General features: G+C 64.7%; 17 protein-coding genes. 9 read left to right on the top strand and 8 right to left on the bottom strand.

The genetic code is table 11. From position 1 onward, the window contains the following. The first annotated feature begins 2 nt into the window (after nucleotides 1-2). From H3H37_RS23205 to H3H37_RS23185, 5 genes are all read left to right on the top strand, one after another. Nucleotides 3-797 carry an ATP-binding cassette domain-containing protein gene (locus H3H37_RS23205; protein ID WP_182166975.1) on the top strand — a complete coding sequence of 265 codons (795 nt, stop codon included), beginning with the start codon at nucleotides 3-5 and terminating at the stop codon, nucleotides 795-797. After that, a complete protein-coding gene (locus H3H37_RS23200; RefSeq protein ID WP_182166973.1) occupies nucleotides 790-1242 on the top strand; it encodes an RbsD/FucU family protein in 453 nt (150 codons plus the stop codon). The genes H3H37_RS23205 and H3H37_RS23200 overlap by 8 nt, the downstream gene beginning before the upstream one ends. Next, nucleotides 1239-2489 carry an ROK family transcriptional regulator gene (locus tag H3H37_RS23195; RefSeq protein WP_229218998.1) on the top strand — a complete coding sequence of 417 codons (1251 nt, stop codon included), beginning with the start codon at nucleotides 1239-1241 and terminating at the stop codon, nucleotides 2487-2489. The genes H3H37_RS23200 and H3H37_RS23195 overlap by 4 nt, the downstream gene beginning before the upstream one ends. A gap of 51 nt (nucleotides 2490-2540) precedes the next feature. After that, nucleotides 2541-3482 (top strand): PfkB family carbohydrate kinase, encoded by a 942-nt coding sequence (locus H3H37_RS23190; protein ID WP_182166971.1) that lies wholly within the window; start codon nucleotides 2541-2543, stop codon nucleotides 3480-3482. A gap of 107 nt (nucleotides 3483-3589) precedes the next feature. Then, nucleotides 3590-5731, top strand: a complete 2142-nt coding sequence (locus H3H37_RS23185) for a TonB-dependent receptor plug domain-containing protein (protein WP_229218997.1) — start codon at nucleotides 3590-3592, stop codon at nucleotides 5729-5731. A 24-nt stretch (nucleotides 5732-5755) separates the two neighbouring features. Here the strand turns inward: H3H37_RS23185 and H3H37_RS23180 are convergent, their stop codons facing one another. The 8 genes from H3H37_RS23180 to H3H37_RS23145 all read right to left on the bottom strand — a co-directional run bounded on the left by H3H37_RS23180 (nucleotide 5756) and on the right by H3H37_RS23145 (nucleotide 12722). Beyond that, nucleotides 5756-6472 carry a DUF6058 family natural product biosynthesis protein gene (locus tag H3H37_RS23180; RefSeq protein ID WP_182166969.1) on the bottom strand — a complete coding sequence of 239 codons (717 nt, stop codon included), beginning with the start codon at nucleotides 6470-6472 and terminating at the stop codon, nucleotides 5756-5758. A gap of 148 nt (nucleotides 6473-6620) precedes the next feature. Next, nucleotides 6621-7925 (bottom strand): citrate synthase, encoded by a 1305-nt coding sequence (gene gltA / locus H3H37_RS23175; protein ID WP_182166967.1) that lies wholly within the window; start codon nucleotides 7923-7925, stop codon nucleotides 6621-6623. Nucleotides 7926-8029: 104 nt separating this feature from the next. Further along, a complete protein-coding gene (locus H3H37_RS23170; RefSeq protein WP_182166965.1) occupies nucleotides 8030-8311 on the bottom strand; it encodes an FAD assembly factor SdhE in 282 nt (93 codons plus the stop codon). Nucleotides 8312-8389: 78 nt separating this feature from the next. Beyond that, nucleotides 8390-9100 carry a succinate dehydrogenase iron-sulfur subunit gene (locus H3H37_RS23165; protein WP_182166963.1) on the bottom strand — a complete coding sequence of 237 codons (711 nt, stop codon included), beginning with the start codon at nucleotides 9098-9100 and terminating at the stop codon, nucleotides 8390-8392. A gap of 10 nt (nucleotides 9101-9110) precedes the next feature. After that, the gene (sdhA, locus tag H3H37_RS23160; RefSeq protein ID WP_182166961.1) at nucleotides 9111-10889 is read right to left on the bottom strand and encodes a succinate dehydrogenase flavoprotein subunit; all 1779 of its coding nucleotides are present in this window, start codon (nucleotides 10887-10889) and stop codon (nucleotides 9111-9113) included. A gap of 2 nt (nucleotides 10890-10891) precedes the next feature. Continuing rightward, nucleotides 10892-11257, bottom strand: coding sequence for a succinate dehydrogenase, hydrophobic membrane anchor protein (gene sdhD, locus H3H37_RS23155; protein ID WP_182166959.1), 366 nt, complete (start codon nucleotides 11255-11257; stop codon nucleotides 10892-10894). Then, complete coding sequence (gene sdhC / locus H3H37_RS23150; RefSeq protein ID WP_182166957.1) at nucleotides 11257-11679, bottom strand: succinate dehydrogenase, cytochrome b556 subunit; 423 nt, start codon at nucleotides 11677-11679, stop codon at nucleotides 11257-11259. The genes sdhD and sdhC overlap by 1 nt, the downstream gene beginning before the upstream one ends. A 233-nt stretch (nucleotides 11680-11912) precedes the next feature. Next, complete coding sequence (locus tag H3H37_RS23145) at nucleotides 11913-12722, bottom strand: GntR family transcriptional regulator (RefSeq protein WP_182166955.1); 810 nt, start codon at nucleotides 12720-12722, stop codon at nucleotides 11913-11915. A gap of 346 nt (nucleotides 12723-13068) precedes the next feature. On the opposite strand from H3H37_RS23145, the gene H3H37_RS23140 reads away from it, so the two are divergent. From H3H37_RS23140 to acnA, 4 genes are all read left to right on the top strand, one after another. After that, nucleotides 13069-14058, top strand: a complete 990-nt coding sequence (locus H3H37_RS23140; protein WP_182166953.1) for a malate dehydrogenase — start codon at nucleotides 13069-13071, stop codon at nucleotides 14056-14058. 117 nt (nucleotides 14059-14175) lie between these two features. Continuing rightward, on the top strand, nucleotides 14176-15168 hold the full coding sequence (locus H3H37_RS23135; protein WP_182166951.1) for an HpcH/HpaI aldolase/citrate lyase family protein: 993 nt from the start codon (nucleotides 14176-14178) through the stop codon (nucleotides 15166-15168). A gap of 11 nt (nucleotides 15169-15179) precedes the next feature. Then, nucleotides 15180-15659: a hypothetical protein gene (locus H3H37_RS23130; protein WP_182166949.1), complete on the top strand. Its 480-nt coding sequence runs from the start codon at nucleotides 15180-15182 to the stop codon at nucleotides 15657-15659. Between the two features lie 95 nt (nucleotides 15660-15754). Beyond that, nucleotides 15755-18466 carry an aconitate hydratase AcnA gene (acnA, locus tag H3H37_RS23125; RefSeq protein WP_182166947.1) on the top strand — a complete coding sequence of 904 codons (2712 nt, stop codon included), beginning with the start codon at nucleotides 15755-15757 and terminating at the stop codon, nucleotides 18464-18466. The last annotated feature ends 205 nt before the right edge of the window (nucleotides 18467-18671 follow it).

Here is an 18671-nt window from a genome sequence, read left to right as displayed (position 1 = left end):
TCATGACCGCAACCAACTCCGCGACCATCTTCCAGGCACGCGGCCTGGTCAAGCGCTACGGCGGCGTGACCGCCCTGGACGGCACCGACTTCGACTTGCGCGCCGGTGAAATCCTGGCCGTGATCGGCGACAACGGCGCCGGCAAATCCTCGCTGATCAAGGCCCTGTCGGGCGCCGTGATCCCGGACGAAGGCCAGTTGACGCTCGACGGCGAACCGGTGCGCTTCAAGTCCCCGATCGACGCGCGCCGCCACGGCATCGAAACCGTGTACCAGGACCTGGCCGTGGCGCCGGCCATGACCATCGCGGAAAACCTGTTCCTGGGCCGCGAGATCCTGCGCCCCGGCCTGCTGGGCCGCTGGCTGCGCCTGATCGACAAGAAGCGCATGCTGGCCGAAGCCGTGGGCCACATGCAGGACCTGAAGATCGGCATCCGCTCCATGAAACAGGCGGTGGGCACGCTGTCGGGCGGCCAGCGCCAGGGCGTGGCCGTGGCGCGCAGCACGGCATTCGCCAAGCACGTGGTGATCCTCGACGAGCCGACGGCCGCGCTGGGCGTCAAGGAAGGCAATATGGTGCTGGAACTGATCCGGCGCGTGCGCGACCGCGGCCTGCCCGTGATCCTCATCAGCCACAATATGCCGCACGTGTTCGAGATCGCCGACCGTATCCACATCCAGCGGCTGGGCAAGCGCGTGGCCGTGGTCGATCCCAAGCACATCAGCATGTCCGACACGGTGGCCGTGATGACGGGCGCCAAGGACCCGCGCGATCTTCCGGAGCAGGCCCATGCTTAAAGGACTCGATCCGCTGCTCAGCCCGGAGCTGCTCAAGGTGCTGGCCGAGATGGGCCACGGCGACGCCGTGGTGCTGGTGGACGCCAACTTCACGGCCGCCTCGCTGGGCCGCGGCAAACCGCTGATCCGCCTGCCCGGCGTGGACCTGGCGCGCGCCGCCAGCGCCGTGCTGTCGGTGTTCCCGCTCGACCTGGCCGAGCGGCCGGTGGACTTCATGGCCGTCTGCGACAGGCCTGCGGACTACCGCACGCCGCTGCAGCAAGCCATGCTGGGCCTGTGCCAGCGGGCCGGCGACGCGCTGCCCGCGCAGTGCGAGGCGGTGGAGCGCTTCGCCTTCTATGAGCGGGTGAAACAGGCGTATGCGATCGTCCAGACCGGCGAGCTGCAACCGTACGCCAACTTCCTGTTCCGCAAAGGCGTGCTGACGGGAGCGCAGGCAGCATGATGAACCTGTCCCACGCCGCCGCGCCGTCCGACGCCAGCATCTGGCTGCGTCCGCGCGGCTCCAACCAGAGCGGCATGGGGCAGTTCAACGAACGCGTGGTGCTGCAGGCGATCCGGCTGCATGGCAGCCTGGCCAAGGCCGACCTGGCCCGCCTCACGCACCTGAGCACGCAGACCGTCTCGCTGATCATCAACCGCCTGCTGGAACAGGGGCTGGTGCTCAAGCGCGCGCCGCAGCGCGGCAAGGTGGGACAACCGTCCGTGCCCATCATGCTCAACGCCGACGGCGCCTACTTCATTGGCATCAAGATCGGCCGGCGCAGCCTGGACCTGCTGCTGATCGACTTCCATGGCGCGGTGCGCGAACGGCGCGCCCTCAGCTACCGCTATCCCGACCCGCAACTGCTGTTCGGCCAGATCGCCGCCATGCAGCGCGAGCTGCTCAAGCAACTGGGGCCGTTGCGGGCGGCGCGGCTGGCCGGCATCGGCGTGGCCGCGCCGCTGGGCCTGGGTGGCTGGCAAGCCTTGCTGGGCAGCGCCCCGGCCCAGGCAGGCCAATGGGAACGGCTCGACATCCGCGCCGAGATCCAGGCCGTCAGCCACGTGCCGGTGGTGTTCGCCAAGGACACCATGGCCGCCTGCGTGGCCGAACTGGTGGCGGGACGGGGCCGCAGCATCGGCAGCTATCTGTACATTTTCGTCGGCACCTTCATCGGCGGCGGCCTGGTGCTCGACAGCAGCGTGCACGCCGGCCTGTCGGGCAACGCCGGTGCGCTCGGCTCCATGCCGCTGCAACTGGCGCCCGGCGCGGGCGCCGCGCCCGAGCAGTTGCTGAGCACCGCCTCGCTGTTCAGCCTCGAACAGTTGTACGCGGCGGCCGGCCTGGACGAATCGGCCGCCTACGACGCGCGCGCCTTGCAGCAGCCGTGGCTGACCCACACGGAAGCGTGGCTGGACGACGCCGCGCGCGCCATCGCGCTGGCCGTCAGCAACGGCACCTGTCTGCTGGACCTGGACGAGGTGGTGCTCGACGGCTCCAGCCACCCCGACCTGCTGGCGCGGCTGCTGGAACAGACCAAGCAGGCGCTGGCCCGCTACAGCTGGGAAGGCGTGCGCCAGCCCGCGCTGCGCGCCGGCGCCATCGGCGCGGACGCGCGCGCCATCGGCGCCGCGCTGCTGCCGCTGCACGCCAACTTCGCGCCCGACCGCGAACTGTTTTTGAAATTGCTGCACACGGCCGCGCGCTGAACGGCGGCCCTCATCCCCATCACACGATACGAAACAAGCAGGAGAACAACCATGATAGTGACCTACGGCGAAGCGCTGGTGGACATGATAGAAATGCCGGACGGCCGCTTTGGCGCCGCGCTCGGTGGCGCCGTGTGCAACTTCACGCTGGCCACCGCGCGCCAGGGGCTGGAGGTCACCTACCTGAACCCGCTGTCGGTGGACAGCTTCGGCCACGGCTTCGCGCGCCTGCTGGGACAAGCCGACGTGCGCCTGGGCAGCCCGGCGCGCAGCGCCCGCCCCACCTCGCTGGCCATCGTCACGCTGGACGAGAACAAATCGCCCAGTTACGCCTTCCACCGCCAGGGCGTGGCCGACCGCGACATCACGCCCGCACAAGCGCGCGCCGCCCTGCCGGCGGGCACGCGATTGTTCCACACGGGCGGCCTGGCGCTGGTGCCGGAAGACCTGGACGCGACGCTGGAGATCGTGGCCACCGCCGCCAAAGCCGGCGCGCTGATCTCGATCGACGCCAACATGCGCCCGCTGGCCTGCGGCGACCTGCCCGCCTACGCGGCCGGCGTGCGGCGCGCGCTGCGCCATGCGCACCTGATCAAGGTCAGCGAGGAAGACCTGGCCCACCTGGGCCTGACGGCGCAGCCGCCGCTGGAGGCGGCCCGCACGCTGCTCGACCTGCCCCAGGTGGAGCTGATCGCGCTGACGCTGGGCGCCGACGGCGCCATCCTGCTGTCGCGCGACGCCACCATCGCCCTGCCCGCGCCGTCCGGCATCGTGGTGCGCGATACGGTCGGCTGCGGCGACTGCTTCCTGGCCGGCCTGGTGGCCGCGCTGGCCGCGCAAGACAGCCTGTCGGCCGCCGCGCTGGCCGACGCCGGCGAGGAAACGCTGCGGCCCGCCCTGCGGCGCGCCATCGCCAGCGCCAGCCTGAACGCCATGCGCGAAGGCTGCAATCCCCCCACGGCGAACGAGGTGGCGGACTTCAGCGATCGCTAGTGGCGACATGCCAGCAAGACAATACATGAGGTAAATTGACAACATGCAATTGTTGAAATACCCATGCCCGTGTATTGTGTTGCTCTGCCCGTTGTTCAACTAGCGAAATGACACCGTTCCCCGCCCTGCACGCCCCACGCCCACGTCTGGCCCATCGCCGTCTGCACTGGCTGACCGCCCTGCTGATGCTGGCAAGCCATCCGCTGTCAGTGTACGCAGCGCAGCCGGAGGAAGAGGACATGGCCCTGTACGGCATGGACCGCTCTGCGATCAGCCTGGCGACCGGCTCCGCGCAGTCGCTGCGGCGCGCGCCGGCGGTGGCCTCCGTGGTCACGGCCGCCGACATCGCCGCCATGGGCGCGACCGACCTGGACCAGGTGCTGGAGACGGTGGCCGGCATCCACGTCACGCGCGTGGCGACGCTGTACGCGTCGAGCTACATCATCCGCGGCATCGGCGGTGGCGGCATCACCAATCCGCAAGTGCTGGTCCTGCTCAACGGCCTGCGGATCAACACCGACTTCAACGGCGACAAAGGCAATATGTGGATGAGCATGCCGCTGACCAATGTGGCGCGCATCGAAGTCATCCGCGGTCCCGGTTCGGCGCTGTACGGGGCCGACGCCTTCGCCGGCGTCATCAACATCATCACCAAGACGGCGGAACAGATGCCGGGGCTGCGCGTGGGCGCGCGGGCCGGCAACCTGGGCACGCATGACGCGTGGCTGGAATATGGCCACCAGCACGAGCAACTGGCGGTGGCCGCCTACCTGGAAGTGGGCCGCACTGACGGCACCGACCAAGTGGTCGCCGCCGATGCGCAAACCCTGAACGACCACCGCTTCGGCACCCACGTCAGCAAGGCCCCCGGTGCGATCAACGCCGGCTACCAGGCATGGGACGGCGCGCTCGACCTGTCCTACCAGCGCTGGCGCTGGCGCAGCAATCTCAAATGGCGCGGCGACGTGGGCACCGGCCTGGGCGTCAATTCGGCGCTGGACCCCGACCACAAGACCCGCAGCGGCTATGGGCTGAGCGAACTGTCCTGGACCGCGCCCGACTTGTCCGACACGTGGAGCGCGGGCGGCTCGCTCAGCTACATGTTCTTCACCGAACAGTCACCGGACGGCCTGGGCTTGTTCCCGGCCGGCGCGCGCATCGGCCCCAGCTTCTTCCCCGATGGCATGATCGGCGGCCCCGGCCGTTGGGAACGCAATCTGCGCAGCGCGGTCTACGCCACCTACAGCGGCTGGCAACGACACGCGCTGCGCATCGGCGCCGGCCATGACGTGCAGAACCTGTACCACGTCAGCACCATGAAGAACTTCCTGATCAGTCCGGCCGGCTTGCCGATCCCGACCGGCCCGGTGATCGACTATGGCGCCATCCAGCCCCACATCGAGCCTCAGCGGCGCACGATAAACTATGCCTACCTGCAGGACGAATGGGATTTTGCGCCCGACTGGGCGCTGACAGCCGGCGTGCGGCACGACCATTTCTCCGACTTCGGCGGCACCACCAATCCGCGCCTGGCGCTGGTGTGGGATGCCGACCTGGACCTGACCCTCAAGCTGCTCCATGGCCGCGCCTTCCGCTCGCCGAGCTTTAACGAGCAGCGCGGCATCAACCCGGTCAACATGGGCAATCCGCAGGTGCAGCCGGAGACCATCGCCACCACGGAAGCGGCGCTGACCTGGCAGGCGCGCAGCGACCTGTCGGTCAACCTCAGCCTGTTCCGCTACGCGATGAAAGACCTGATCCGCTCCGTGGCGAATCCGGCGCCCGCGCCCGGCGCCTCGTACCAGAACAGCGGCAGCGTGAACGGCAATGGCGGCGAAGCCGAGTTGACGTGGGAGCTGGCACCGGACCTGCGCTGGCTGGCCAACTACGCGCGCCAGAACGCCCGCGACCAGGCCACGGGCCAGGACCCGGGCTATGCGCCGCGCCACCACGCCTTTACCCGGCTGGACTGGAGCGTGGGCCAGGGCTGGCGTTTCACGCCGCAATGGAACTGGGTCGCCGGCCGCCACCGCGCGCCCGGCGACGCGCGCGCGCCTGTGGCGGACTACCGCACCGTGGACGCCACGCTGACGCGCCAGCTGCCACACGGCTGGACCGTGTCGGCCATGGTGCGCAACCTGTTCAACGCTGATGCGCGCGAACCGAGCCTGGCGCCCGGGCTGGCGCTGCCGTTCGACATCCCGGTGTCGCCGCGCACCTTCATGCTCCAGGCCAGCGTCAAACTCTGACGCTACAGGTGGCGACGGCAGCAATCAGGCCGTTTCCGCAAACAGGCTCGCACTCCTGATGCGCGCCGCCAGATCCTCGACCAGCCGCTTGCGGCTGCTCACCGCGTATTCGACGGGCGAAAACGGCATGGCGCTGTCGGCGTAGGCATCGATCAGGTCCAGCATGGCCAGCGCCTCGTCGGCCGAATAGGCGAACCGGGTGCCGTTCACGCTCAGCACGGTGAGCTTTTCCTGCAGCACCTCCTTGCGCGCGATGTCCGCTTCCGACACGGGGTTGGCCACGCACAACCCGAACGTGCCGTGGATGAAATGGGCCCAGATGCTTTGCATGCGCCTGGCGATGCCTTCGGCGATCACCGAGCCATCTTCAGCGAAGCAGTCCGGCAGCCGCCAGGTCGAGCCATTGAGTCTGGCCAGCGCGTCCTGCATCCGCTCGGCGAACCTGGCGCGCAGCGCCACGCCGGCCTGTTCCCGCCCCACCTTGGCGATGGTTTGCATGGCGCGCTCCACCCATACCGCGGTCGCCGGATGGAAGTAACTGCCATCCTTCGCCCCGCTGGTGGCCATCTCACCGAACACATAGGATTTCAGCGTCGTGCCGTTCGCCACCACATAGGAAGGCCCGGGCACGAGCCGTTCCCGCACCAGAGCAAGCAACTCCGCGACGGGCAGTTGGCACGCAGTTGCCATCTGCTCCGTATCGAAGAAATACTGCGACAAGTAAACATCCAACTCGGACATATGATGGCTCCCTCAATAATTACAGGAAGCTATTTTATACTGTTTTTATGTACAGTAGTTTACTTTACTATGTTAGGTTCGCAGTAACGTCTCAAACATAAAAAAAGCGGGCCGCAGCCCGCTTTTTGGTCCAACCTGACAGCCTCGCTTAGGCGCGCTTGTCGATAGGCAGCACTTCGCGCGTGGTCGAGCCGACGAACAGCTGACGTGGGCGGCCGATCTTCTGCTCTGGATCGGAGATCATTTCGTTCCACTGGGCGATCCAGCCGATGGTACGGGCCATGGCGAAGATACCGGTGAACAGCGACACAGGGATGCCCAGTGCCGACTGCACGATGCCCGAGTAGAAGTCGACGTTCGGGTACAGCTTGCGCGACACGAAGTATTCGTCGTTCAGGGCGATCTTTTCCAGTTCCATGGCCAGCTTGAACAGCGGGTCGTCGTGCAGGCCCAGCTCGTTCAGCACTTCGTGGCAGGTTTCGCGCATCAGCTTGGCGCGCGGGTCGAAGTTCTTGTACACGCGGTGACCGAAGCCCATCAGCTTCACGCCCGAGTTCTTGTCCTTGACCTTGGCGATGAACTCAGGGATCTTGTCGACCGTGCCGATTTCCTTCAGCATGTTCAGTGCCGCTTCGTTGGCGCCGCCGTGGGCAGGGCCCCACAGGCAGGCGATACCGGCAGCGATACAGGCGAACGGGTTGGCGCCCGACGAACCGGACAGACGAACCGTCGAGGTCGAAGCGTTCTGCTCGTGGTCGGCGTGCAGGATCAGGATACGGTCCAGCGCGCGCACCAGCACGTCGTTGACCTTGTATTCTTCGCATGGGTTGCCGAACATCATGCGCATGAAGTTGGCGCTGTACGACAGGTCGTTGCGTGGGTACACGAACGGCTGGCCGATCGAGTACTTGTACGACATGGCGACCAGGGTTGGCATCTTGGCGATCAGGCGGATGGCCGACACTTCGCGGTGGTGCGGGTCGTTGATGTCCAGCGAGTCGTGGTAGAACGAGGCCAGCGCGCCGACCGTGCCCACCAGCACCGACATCGGGTGCGCGTCACGACGGAAGCCGCGGAAGAAGAACTGCATCTGCTCGTGCACCATGGTGTGCTTGGAGACGGTGTCGACGAATTTCTTCTTCTGGGCTGCGTTAGGCAGTTCGCCGTTCAGCAGCAGGTAGCACGATTCCATGAAGTCGGCGTTCACGGCCAGCTGCTCGATCGGGTAGCCGCGGTACAGCAGCTCGCCCTTGTCGCCGTCGATGTAGGTGATCGACGAGTTGCAGGCGGCGGTCGACATGAAGCCAGGATCGTAGGTGAACTTGCCGGTGCCGGCGTACAGTTTGCGGATGTCGATCACGTCCGGGCCAACGGTGCCCTTGTAGATGGGGAAGTCGATCGACGGGCTGCCGTCGGAGAACGATAGGGTAGCTTTGTTTTCAGAGGTGTTCATGGACTCTTCCTTCTTGGAGAGATGAGGCAAGTAAAAAAAAGGCGTTAATTCTGGACATGCAGGCCGGCGGGCGCCGCGTCGTGCGCGGCGTGACCGCCCAACCGTCAAGCTTGGCGCAGACGCTGCAGCAGTGCGTGCACGTGCGGCAGATCGACTTCGCCATCCGGCTCTTTTCGAGCCAGCACCAGATCCATCAGGGCATTGTCCGACAAATCGAGGAGCCGCGTGAATGCGTCCACTTCCTCGTCGGTCAATTCGGTTTCATGCGCATCAAGAAAACGGGTCAGGATAATGTCGTTTTCCAGCAGGCCGCGGCGGGCGCGCCAGCGCAAGCGCGCGCGGTTGGCCGGGTCGGACTGATGCGCAGCGGGTTTCGATACTGTCATGTTGATTTCGCACCTTGCAGCGAGGTCTACAGCGGGCGGCGGCCGGCGCCGCCCGCAAAGGGTCCAGCTTCGCCTTGCTTAGATCGCGCGGCGGACCATCAATTCCTTGATCTTGCCGATCGCCTTGTTCGGGTTCAGACCCTTGGGGCAAACGTCGACGCAGTTCATGATCGAGTGGCAGCGGAACAGGCGGTATGGATCTTCCAGGTTGTCCAGACGCGCGCCGGTGGCTTCGTCGCGCGAGTCGGCGATGAAGCGGTAGGCTTGCAGCAGGCCGGCCGGGCCGACGAACTTGTCCGGATTCCACCAGAACGACGGGCACGAGGTCGAGCAGCAAGCGCACAGGATGCACTCGTACAGGCCGTCGAGTTCCTCGCGCTGGGCGGGCGACTGCAGGCGCTCTTTCTCGGGCGGGATCGAGTCGTTGATCAGGAACGGCTTGATCGAGTCGTACTGCTTGAAGAACTGGGTCATGTCCACGATCAGGTCGCGGATCACGGGCAGGCCAGGCAGCGGACGCAGCACGATAGGCTCGGTCAGCTCGTTCAGGTTGGTGGTGCAGGCCAGGCCGTTCTTGCCGTTGATGTTCATGGCGTCCGAACCGCACACGCCTTCACGGCAGGAGCGGCGCAGGGCCAGCGAATCGTCCACGTCCGACTTGATGCGCTGCAGCGCGTCGAGCAGCATCTTGTCGGTGTCCTTCAGCTCGACGGTCAGGTCTTGCATGTAAGGCTTGCTATCCTTGTCCGGATCGTAACGGTAAATCTTGAATTTGAGAGTGCGTGCCATGTTCTGACCCTTAGAAAGTACGTGGTTTCGGTTTGAAGGTGTCGACCGTCAGCGGCTTGGTGACCACCGGCTTGTATTCCAGACGGTTGCCTTCCGAGAACCACAGGGTGTGTTTCATCCAGTTGTCGTCGTCGCGGTTAGGGAAATCGCTGTGCGCGTGGGCGCCGCGCGATTCCTTGCGGGCCACAGCCGAGGTGATGGTGGCCTTGGCCGTTTCGATCAGGTTGTCCAGTTCCAGCGCTTCCACGCGGGCGGTGTTGAAGACCTTGGACTTGTCCTTGAACGAGACGTGCTTGCGGCGCTCGTCAAGCTTCATGATCTCGGTGTAACCCTGCTTGAGCAGTTCGTCGGTACGGAACACGCCGCAGTATTTCTGCATCGTGGCGCGGATGTCGTTGGCGACGCCCTGCACTTTTTCCGAACCGGTCGACGTTTCCAGCTTGTTCAGGCGGTTCATGGCGAAGTCGGCGGCGTCCTTCGGCAGCGGCTTGTTTTCCTTCTGCTTCAGGTTGGAGGCGACCACGTGGTTGCCGGCCGCACGGCCGAACACCACCAAGTCCAGCAGCGAGTTGGTGCCCAGGCGGTTGGCGCCGTGCACCGAGACGCAGGCGCATTCGCCGATCGCGTACAGGCCGTTGACCACTTTCTGGGTGCCGTCGCCGGCCGGGGTGACCACCTGGCCGTGGATGTTGGTGGGGATACCGCCCATCTGGTAGTGGATGGTCGGCACGACAGGGATCGGTTCCTTGGTGGCGTCCACGTTGGCGAACTTGTGGCCGATTTCCAGGATCGACGGCAGACGCTTCTGGATGGTGTCGGCGCCGATGTGACGCAGGTCCAGCATCACGTGGTCCTTGTTCGGACCGCAGCCGCGGCCTTCCTTGATCTCCTGGTCCATCGAACGGGACACGAAGTCGCGTGGCGCCAGGTCTTTCAGGGTCGGTGCGTAGCGTTCCATGAAGCGCTCGCCTTCCGAGTTGATCAGGATGCCGCCTTCGCCGCGCACGCCTTCGGTGATCAGCACGCCCGCGCCGGCCACGCCGGTCGGGTGGAACTGCCAGAATTCCATGTCCTGCAGCGGCAGGCCGGCGCGTGCCGCCATGCCCATGCCGTCGCCGGTGTTGATGAAGGCGTTGGTGGAAGCGGCGAAGATACGGCCGGCGCCGCCGGTGGCGAAGATGGTGGTCTTCGCTTCCAGGATCATGCATTCACCGGTTTCCATCTCCAGGGCCACCACACCGACCACGTCGCCGTCTGCGTCGCGGATCAGGTCCAGCGCCATCCATTCGACGAAGAAGTGGGTGCGGGCGCGCACGTTGCGCTGGTACAGGGTGTGCAGCAGGGCGTGGCCGGTACGGTCGGCCGCGGCGCAGGCGCGCTGCACGGCTTTTTCGCCGAAGTTGGCGGTGTGGCCGCCGAACGGACGCTGGTAGATGGTGCCGTCGGGGTTGCGGTCGAACGGCATGCCGAAGTGTTCGAGCTCGTACACGACCTTCGGTGCTTCGCGGCACATGAATTCGATCGCGTCCTGGTCGCCCAGATAGTCGCCGCCCTTGACGGTGTCGAACATGTGCCAGAACCAGTTGTCCTCGGCCATGTTGCCCAGCGAGGCGCCGATGCCGCCCTGCGCTGCCACCGTGTGCGAGCGGGTCGGGAACACCTTCGACAGCACCGCCACGTTCAGGCCGGCTTCGGCCAGCTGCAGGGATGCGCGCATGCCGGAGCCGCCGGCGCCGACGATTACCGCGTCAAAGCGGCGGGTTGGGATTGCAGATTTAATTGCTGCCACGATTAAACACTCCAGAGAATTTGCACAGCGTAGAACGCGCAACCGATCAGCCACAGGATGGTGGCGATTTGCAGGGTCAGGCGCAGACCGACGGGCTTGACGTAGTCCATCCAGATGTCACGCACGCCAACCCAGGCGTGGTAGAACAGGCCGAACAGGGTCACGGCGCTGAACAGCTTGAACCATTGCTGGGCGAACAGGCCGGCCCAGCCTTCGTAGCTGAAGTTGCTGCCGGTGAGGAAGGACACCAGCAGGGTGACGGTGTAGATCACCATCAGGATGCCGGTCATGCGTTGCGCCAGCCAGTCTTTCAGACCGTAGTGGGCGCCCACGACGAGGCGCTTGGGGCCGATATTGTTGTTTGCCATCAGAATACTCCGAACAATTTGAGGGCGACCAGGGCGGTCAGGGACAGGCTCACGGCCAGCACGGTGGCCGCCGATTTACGGGCCGACAGCTTGTCCAGGCCGAAGTGCAGGTCCATGAACAGGTGGCGCACGCCGGCGCAGAAGTGGTGCATATAGCCCCAGACCAGGGCCAGGATGATCAGCTTGACGATAGGCTGCGAGGCAATGCCCTGCAGGTAGGCGAACGTCATTTCCGACAGCAGGCTTTGCTGCAGCAGGTAGAGCACGAATGGCAGCAGGGCAAACATCATGAAGCCGCTGATGCGGTGCAGGATGGAGACGATGCTGGCCAAAGGCATACGGTAGTTGGACAATTCCGTAACGTGGATATTGCGGAATTCGGGCCGTTCCTTTTTAGGCGCTTCCCTGACGGCTTCTGACATAACAAACCTCCCTTTGATCTTAGACAAAATGTTGCGAGACTGCGATTTTCGCTTATTTCGCAGCTACCACCAATATCTATTCCTACATATAACAAAAATAGTGTTTTACAACACTGTCGGTCGGCCACCTTTGGTAGCTCGTCGTATTATCAGTCCAGCAACACCCGGATTACCGATGCGGCTGGCTGGTTAGGCGCCGCGAACGGCGCCCCTGTCTCACAATCTGTCGGCGCTCAGTTCAGCTCATTCTGGTAATGATGGTGGGCTGTCAGGTACAAGCCGCGGCGCAGTTCCACCGGTTTATCGCCATAGGTGAACGACACGCGCTCGGCGCACAGCAGCGGCGTGCCCTCCGCGATCCCGAGCAGCTCGGCGGCGGCGCCGTCGGCGCACACGGCGCGGATTTTCTCGGCCGCGCGGATCATGCGCGTGCCGAATTCGGATTCGAACAGGCCGTACATCGGCCCCTTGTATTCCATCAGGCGCTCCGCCGTCAGGCCCTTGAAGGTTTGCCCCGGCAGCCACAATTCCTCGACGATGGTGGGCACGCCGTCAAAAGATTGCACGCGCTTGATAAAGATCAAGGCGTCGCCCGTCTTCATGTCCAGCAGCCGGGCCACGTCGGCCGGGGCGCGGATACGCTTGACTTCGATAATCTTGCTTTCGGGATAGTGCGGCACGCCCTCGTCGGGCATCAGGCGCAGGAAGCGGAAATGGGCGCGCGCCTCGTGGTGGGTGGACACGAACGTGCCCTTGCCCTGGCGCCGCATGACGAGGTTCTCGGCGGCCAGCTCGTCGATGGCCTTGCGCACGGTGCCCTGGCTGACCTTGAAACGGTTGGCCAGCTCCACCTCGCTGGGGATCAGTTCACCGGGCTTCCACTCGCCCGACTGCAGGCTCTGCGTGATCAGGGCCTTGATTTGCTGGTACAGTGGCGAAAACGTGGGCGAGCTGCCCGTTGCCGGCGCCGGGCTCGCGGCCGGACCGGCCGTCCCGCTGGCGGCTGTGCTGTTCTGGTTTTGGTTGGGCGGGACGGGATTCATAGACCGCGATTTCACCACAAAACCCCCTTCCCGTCCAGCAAAAACCTGTCTAGTTATGTGTCTTATATAAGACATAAGATAGGATTGACAGAAGCCAAGTACGCGCCTACACTCGCCAGGCTAGCGGTTTCAGGACCTGTGGCGACGCCCCCATCGACCCGCCCCAGGCATCCCGAAAAGCAACGCCCGACCGCCGCCATGCCCGGCTGACCATCGCCAGGCACGGCAGTAACAATGGCCCGTGAACGGCGCTGGTTTTGGTATCATTACTGTTTTCCCGGACTAGCGCATTCCACTGGTCACCAGCTCAGACAGAACGTTTTCATTCCCAACTTGGAGATTCATCATGGCTAAAACCCCAATGCGTGTTGCAGTGACCGGCGCCGCCGGCCAGATCGGCTACGCCCTGCTGTTCCGCATCGCCAACGGCGACATGCTCGGCAAGGATCAACCAGTGATCCTGCAACTGCTGGAAATCAATGACGAGAAAGCCCAGAAAGCGCTGAAAGGCGTCATGATGGAAATCGACGACTGCGCGTTCCCGCTGCTGACCGAGATGACCGCCCACTCCGACCCGATGACCGCCTTCAAGGACGCCGACGTGGCCGTGCTGGTTGGCGCCCGTCCCCGCGGCCCAGGCATGGAGCGCAAGGACCTGCTGGAAGCGAACGCCCAGATCTTCACCGTGCAGGGCAAGGCGCTGGACGCCGTCGCTTCGCGCAACGTGAAAGTGCTGGTGGTGGGCAACCCTGCCAACACCAACGCCTACATCGCCATGAAATCGGCTCCTTCGCTGCCAGCAAAGAACTTCACCGCCATGCTGCGCCTGGACCACAACCGCGCCCTGTCGCAAGTGGCCGCCAAGACCGGCACCGCCGTCAAGGACATCGAGAAGCTGTGCGTGTGGGGCAACCACTCGCCGACCATGTACGCCGACTACCGTTTCGCCACCGTGAACGGCAAATCGGTCAAGGACATGATCAACGACCAGGAATGGAACGCCAACACCTTCCTGCCAACCGTGGGCAAGCGCGGCGCCGCCATCATCGACGCACGCGGCCTGTCGTCGGCTGCCTCGGCCGCCAACGCCGCCATCGACCACATCCACGACTGGATGCTGGGCACGGCCGGCAAGTGGACCACCATGGGCGTTCCTTCGGATGGTTCGTACGGCATCCCTGAAGGCACCGTGTTCGGCTTCCCTGTCACCACCGAAAACGGCGAGTACAAGATCATTCAAGGCCTGGAAATCGATGCCTTCTCGCAAGAGCGCATCAACCTGACCCTGAAGGAACTGACCGAAGAGCGCGAAGGCGTCAAGCACCTGCTGCCGTAATTCCCTTCCGTGGACCCGGTTGACAAACCGATCCGCCGCACCCGCCGCGCCGCCCCGAGCGACGCGGCGGGTTTGCATTTAGACTCCCCCGCTTCCGCTTCCACTACCCCTACCCGCATGCATCCATCCGAGGTTTTATTCCAGGGCAATCGCCAGCCGCTGTTGCTGCCCGTGTGCGACCATTACGCCGGCTCCGAGAAGCTGATGCGCAAGTCGATTGCTTTGCAACAAGAACTTGGCCCCGTGTTCGACATCACCCTCGATTGCGAGGACGGCGCCAGCGCCGGCAACGAGGAGGCCCACGCGCGCCTGGTGGCTGAACTACTCTTGTCGGACGACAACAAATTCAACCGCATCGGCGCCCGCGTGCACGATGTGGCCAGTCCCCATTTCGCGCGCGACGTGGCCATCATCTGCGCCGCCGCGCCCAAACTGGCCTACCTGGTCTTGCCCAAAGTCAACAGCGCGCGCGAGACCAAGGACGCCATCGCCCTCGTCAACCGCCACGCCAAGGCGGCCGGCCGCAGCGATTTGCCGATCCACGTGCTGATCGAAACCCACGGCGCGCTGCACGAGGTGCATGCCATCGCCGCCCTGCCCCAGGTCGAATGCCTGTCGTTCGGCATCATGGACTTCGTCTCGGCCCACTACGGCGCCGTGCCCGGCAACGCCATGCGCACCCCGGGCCAGTTCGTGCACCCGCTGGTGGTGCGCGCCAAGCTGGAGATCGCGGCCGCCTGCCACGCCCACGGCAAGGTGCCGTCGCACAACGTGACGACGGAGATCAAGGACACGGCCGTGGTGGCCAACGACGCCCAGCGCGCGGCGGCTGAATTCGGCTACACCCGCATGTGGAGCATCCATCCGAGCCAGATCAAGCCCGTGGTGAAGGCCTTCACGCCACGCGTTTCCGAGGTACACGAGGCGGCCGCCATCCTGCACGAGGCGGCCCAGGTGCAATGGGGCCCGATCTCGTTGAACGGACGCTTGCATGACCGCGCCAGCTACCGATATTATTGGACCGTTTTACAGCGGGCCAAACTGGCCGGGCTTACGCTGCCCGAGTCGGTGGCCGCCATGATCAACAATGGTCCCAGCGACCCTACGTAGGAGGCATAACCATGTCCATCTCTAAACTTTTCCTGGCATGCAGCCTCGCGCTGGCCTCCCTGACCCTGGCCACCAGCGCCCAGGCGGAAGTGAAAAAGCCGGTCAAACACAAAGTCAGCAAGGCCGCAGCCACCGCTGCTGCGCCCAAGACCGGCGACGAGGATGCCGATGAACCGTCCGTGACCGGCGCCACCGTGGTCGATTTCGACTGCGAACTGGGCAACAAGGTCACGCTGTACAAGAACGACGCCGACGACAGCCACATCGCGCTGCGCTGGAAGAAGCGCCTGATGCGCCTGACCCGGGTGGGCACCACCACGGGCGCCCAGCGTTTCGAGAACAAGCTGCTGGGCCTAGTGTGGATCGGTATCCCCGCCAAGAGCATGCTGCTGGACTCCAAGGGCGGCCACCAGCTGGCCAACGAATGCCGCAACGCTGAACAGAACAAGGCCGTCAGCCTGGCCGCGCCGGCCACCGACGCCAAGCTGTAATCCCCACCGTTTTAGCACTGGCGGCGCCCGTCCGGGCGCCGCGTCGTACTGTTTTTCCTGCGATCAATAATAGACGAACCCCCGAAGGAGAAGTCATGTCCCGCAACACTCTGAACACGCTGAACGATTTCACCATTTCCGCCGGTAAGAAAGGCAAGTTCTACTCGCTGCCGGCCCTGGGAAAGAGCCTGGGCACCAATATTGCGCGCCTGCCCGTGTCGATCCGCGTGGTGCTGGAATCGGTGCTGCGCAACTGCGACGGCAAGAAAGTGACGGAAGAACACGTCAAGCAACTGGCCAACTGGGGCGCCACCGCCGAGCGCACCGATGAAATCCCGTTCGTCGTGGCCCGCGTGGTGCTGCAGGACTTCACCGGCGTGCCGCTGCTGGCCGACCTGGCCGCCATGCGCAACGTCGCCAGCAAGATGGGCATCAACGCCAAGAAGATCGAGCCGCTGGTGCCGGTGGACCTGGTGGTGGACCACTCGGTCACCATCGACCACTTCCGCGAAAAAGGCGCGCTGGACCTGAACATGAAGCTGGAATTCTCGCGCAACAACGAGCGCTACCAGTTCATGAAGTGGGGCATGCAGGCGTTCGACACCTTCGGCGTGGTGCCGCCGGGCTTCGGCATCGTGCACCAGGTCAACCTCGAATACCTGGCGCGCGGCGTGCACAAGGACAATGAGGGCGTGTACTACCCGGATACCCTGGTGGGCACGGACTCGCACACCACCATGATCAACGGCATCGGCGTGGTCGGCTGGGGCGTGGGCGGCATCGAGGCCGAGGCCGGCATGCTGGGCCAGCCCGTGTACTTCCTGACCCCGGACGTGATCGGCGTGAACCTGACCGGCGCGCTGCGCGAAGGCTGCACCGCCACCGACCTGGTGCTGACCATCACCGAACTGCTGCGCAAGGAAAAAGTGGTCGGCAAGTTCGTCGAATTCTTCGGCGAAGGCACTGAGACACTGTCGCTGACCGACCGCGCCACCATCGCCAACATGGCGCCCGAATACGGCGCCACCATGGGCTTCTTCCCCGTCGACGACGCCACCGTGGCCTACTTCGAAGGCACGGGCCGCACCAAGGCCGAGATCGACGCCTTCGCCAACTACTTCAAGGCCCAGGGCCTGTACGGCGTGCCCAAGGCCGGTGACATCGACTACACGCGCGTGGTGGAACTGAACCTGGGCAGCGTGACGCCCTCGCTGGCCGGCCCCAAGCGTCCGCAGGACCGCATCGAAATCGGCAACGTCAAGAACAACTTCATCGAACTGTTCTCCAAGCCCACCACCGAGAACGGCTTCAACAAGAAGGCCGCCGACCTGGGCCAGACCTACACCACCAGCAATGGCGTGAACGTCAAGAACGGCGACGTGCTGATCGCCGCCATCACCTCGTGCACCAACACCTCGAACCCGAGCGTGCTGCTGGGCGCCGGCCTGCTGGCCAAGAAAGCCGTGGAAGCGGGCCTGACGGTGGCGCCGCACATCAAGACCTCGCTGGCCCCCGGCTCGCGCGTGGTGACCGAATACCTGACGGCCGCCGGCCTGCTGCCCTACCTGGAGCAACTGGGCTTCGGTGTGACGGCCTACGGCTGCACCACCTGCATCGGCAACGCCGGCGACCTGACGCCTGAACTGAACGCGACCATCGCCGCCAACGACATCGTGGCCTCGGCCGTGCTGTCGGGCAACCGCAACTTCGAGGCGCGCATCCACCCGAACATCCGTTCCAACTTCCTGGCCTCGCCGCCGCTGGTGGTGGCCTACGCCATCGCCGGCAACATGACGGTGGACCTGATGACGGAACCGGTGGGCAAGGGCAAGGATGGCCACGACGTCTACCTGGGTGACATCTGGCCGACCTCGGCCGAGATCGCCAAGCTGATGAAGTTCGCCATGAACTCGGACGTGTTCAAGGCCAACTACGCCGACGTCAAGGGCAATCCGGGCAAGCTGTGGGAAAACGTGTCGTCCACCGAAGGCCAGGTGTACAACTGGCCGGCCTCGACCTACATCGCCGAGCCGCCATTCTTCGACGGCTTCGAGATGACGCCAAAGGCGGCCGCCACCGGCATCACCGGCGCGCGCGCGCTGGGCGTGTTCGGCGACTCGATCACCACCGACCACATCTCGCCAGCCGGCTCGATCAAGGAAGACGGCCCGGCCGGTAAATGGCTGCTGGCCAACGGCGTGACCAAGGCCGACTTCAACTCCTACGGCTCGCGCCGCGGCAACCACGAGATCATGATGCGCGGCACCTTCGCCAACGTACGCATCAAGAACAAGATGATCCCGCCGAAGGCCGACGGTTCCGCCGTGGAAGGCGGCATCACGATCCACCAGCCGTCCGGCGAGCAGATGTCGATCTACGACGCGGCCATGAAGTACGTGGCCGAAGGCACGCCAACCATGGTGTTCGGCGGCGAGGAATACGGCACCGGTTCGTCGCGCGACTGGGCCGCCAAGGGCACCCAGCTGCTGGGCGTGAAGGCCGTGATCACCCGTTCGTTCGAGCGCATCCACCGTTCCAACCTGGTGGGCATGGGCGTGCTGCCGCTGCAATTCCTCGGCAACGACAGCGTCGAAACGCTGGGCATCACCGGCAACGAAACGTTCGACCTGAAGGGCCTGGAAGGCGAGATCAAGCCGCAACAGCAGGCCACGCTGGTGATCCACCGCGCCGACGGCTCGACCCGTGAAGTGCAGCTGCTGCTGCGCATCGACACGCCGATCGAAGTCGACTACTACAAGCACGGCGGCATCCTGCCCTTCGTGCTGCGCCAGCTGCTGGTCGCCTAAGCCGCGCCAACGTAGGTAACAAACCGGGGTCAGGTCATCCCATCAGGCAACATGCGCGTTGGCATGTTGCCTGATGGGATGACCTGACCCCGGTTAATGAGATGGTCACCCTCACCCTATAAGTCCTAATCTTATAGGGTGTTTTCATTTCTGGAGGGCGCCATCATGGACAGCGTAACGTTGATCGGTATCGACCTTGGCAAAC

Source organism: Rugamonas brunnea (assembly GCF_014042345.1).
Lineage (GTDB): Bacteria > Pseudomonadota > Gammaproteobacteria > Burkholderiales > Burkholderiaceae_D > Rugamonas > Rugamonas brunnea.
The sequence above is the reverse complement of the archived record's forward strand: the minus strand, read 5'-3'. Positions and strand labels throughout refer to the sequence as shown.

What these genes read in the sequence shown, in the direction of transcription:
- H3H37_RS23190 (WP_182166971.1), top strand. Translation starts at nt 2,541, where the DNA reads ATGATAGTGACCTACGGCGAAGCGCTGGTGGACATGATAGAAATGCCG.
- H3H37_RS23130 (WP_182166949.1), top strand. Translation starts at nt 15,180, where the DNA reads ATGTCCATCTCTAAACTTTTCCTGGCATGCAGCCTCGCGCTGGCCTCC.
- sdhD (WP_182166959.1), bottom strand. Translation starts at nt 11,257, where the DNA reads ATGGCAAACAACAATATCGGCCCCAAGCGCCTCGTCGTGGGCGCCCAC.
- H3H37_RS23170 (WP_182166965.1), bottom strand. Translation starts at nt 8,311, where the DNA reads ATGACAGTATCGAAACCCGCTGCGCATCAGTCCGACCCGGCCAACCGC.
- H3H37_RS23140 (WP_182166953.1), top strand. Translation starts at nt 13,069, where the DNA reads ATGGCTAAAACCCCAATGCGTGTTGCAGTGACCGGCGCCGCCGGCCAG.
- H3H37_RS23195 (WP_229218998.1), top strand. Translation starts at nt 1,239, where the DNA reads ATGATGAACCTGTCCCACGCCGCCGCGCCGTCCGACGCCAGCATCTGG.
- H3H37_RS23185 (WP_229218997.1), top strand. Translation starts at nt 3,590, where the DNA reads ATGACACCGTTCCCCGCCCTGCACGCCCCACGCCCACGTCTGGCCCAT.
- H3H37_RS23180 (WP_182166969.1), bottom strand. Translation starts at nt 6,472, where the DNA reads ATGTCCGAGTTGGATGTTTACTTGTCGCAGTATTTCTTCGATACGGAG.
- acnA (WP_182166947.1), top strand. Translation starts at nt 15,755, where the DNA reads ATGTCCCGCAACACTCTGAACACGCTGAACGATTTCACCATTTCCGCC.
- gltA (WP_182166967.1), bottom strand. Translation starts at nt 7,925, where the DNA reads ATGAACACCTCTGAAAACAAAGCTACCCTATCGTTCTCCGACGGCAGC.
- H3H37_RS23165 (WP_182166963.1), bottom strand. Translation starts at nt 9,100, where the DNA reads ATGGCACGCACTCTCAAATTCAAGATTTACCGTTACGATCCGGACAAG.
- sdhC (WP_182166957.1), bottom strand. Translation starts at nt 11,679, where the DNA reads ATGTCAGAAGCCGTCAGGGAAGCGCCTAAAAAGGAACGGCCCGAATTC.
- H3H37_RS23200 (WP_182166973.1), top strand. Translation starts at nt 790, where the DNA reads ATGCTTAAAGGACTCGATCCGCTGCTCAGCCCGGAGCTGCTCAAGGTG.
- H3H37_RS23205 (WP_182166975.1), top strand. Translation starts at nt 3, where the DNA reads ATGACCGCAACCAACTCCGCGACCATCTTCCAGGCACGCGGCCTGGTC.
- H3H37_RS23145 (WP_182166955.1), bottom strand. Translation starts at nt 12,722, where the DNA reads ATGAATCCCGTCCCGCCCAACCAAAACCAGAACAGCACAGCCGCCAGC.
- H3H37_RS23135 (WP_182166951.1), top strand. Translation starts at nt 14,176, where the DNA reads ATGCATCCATCCGAGGTTTTATTCCAGGGCAATCGCCAGCCGCTGTTG.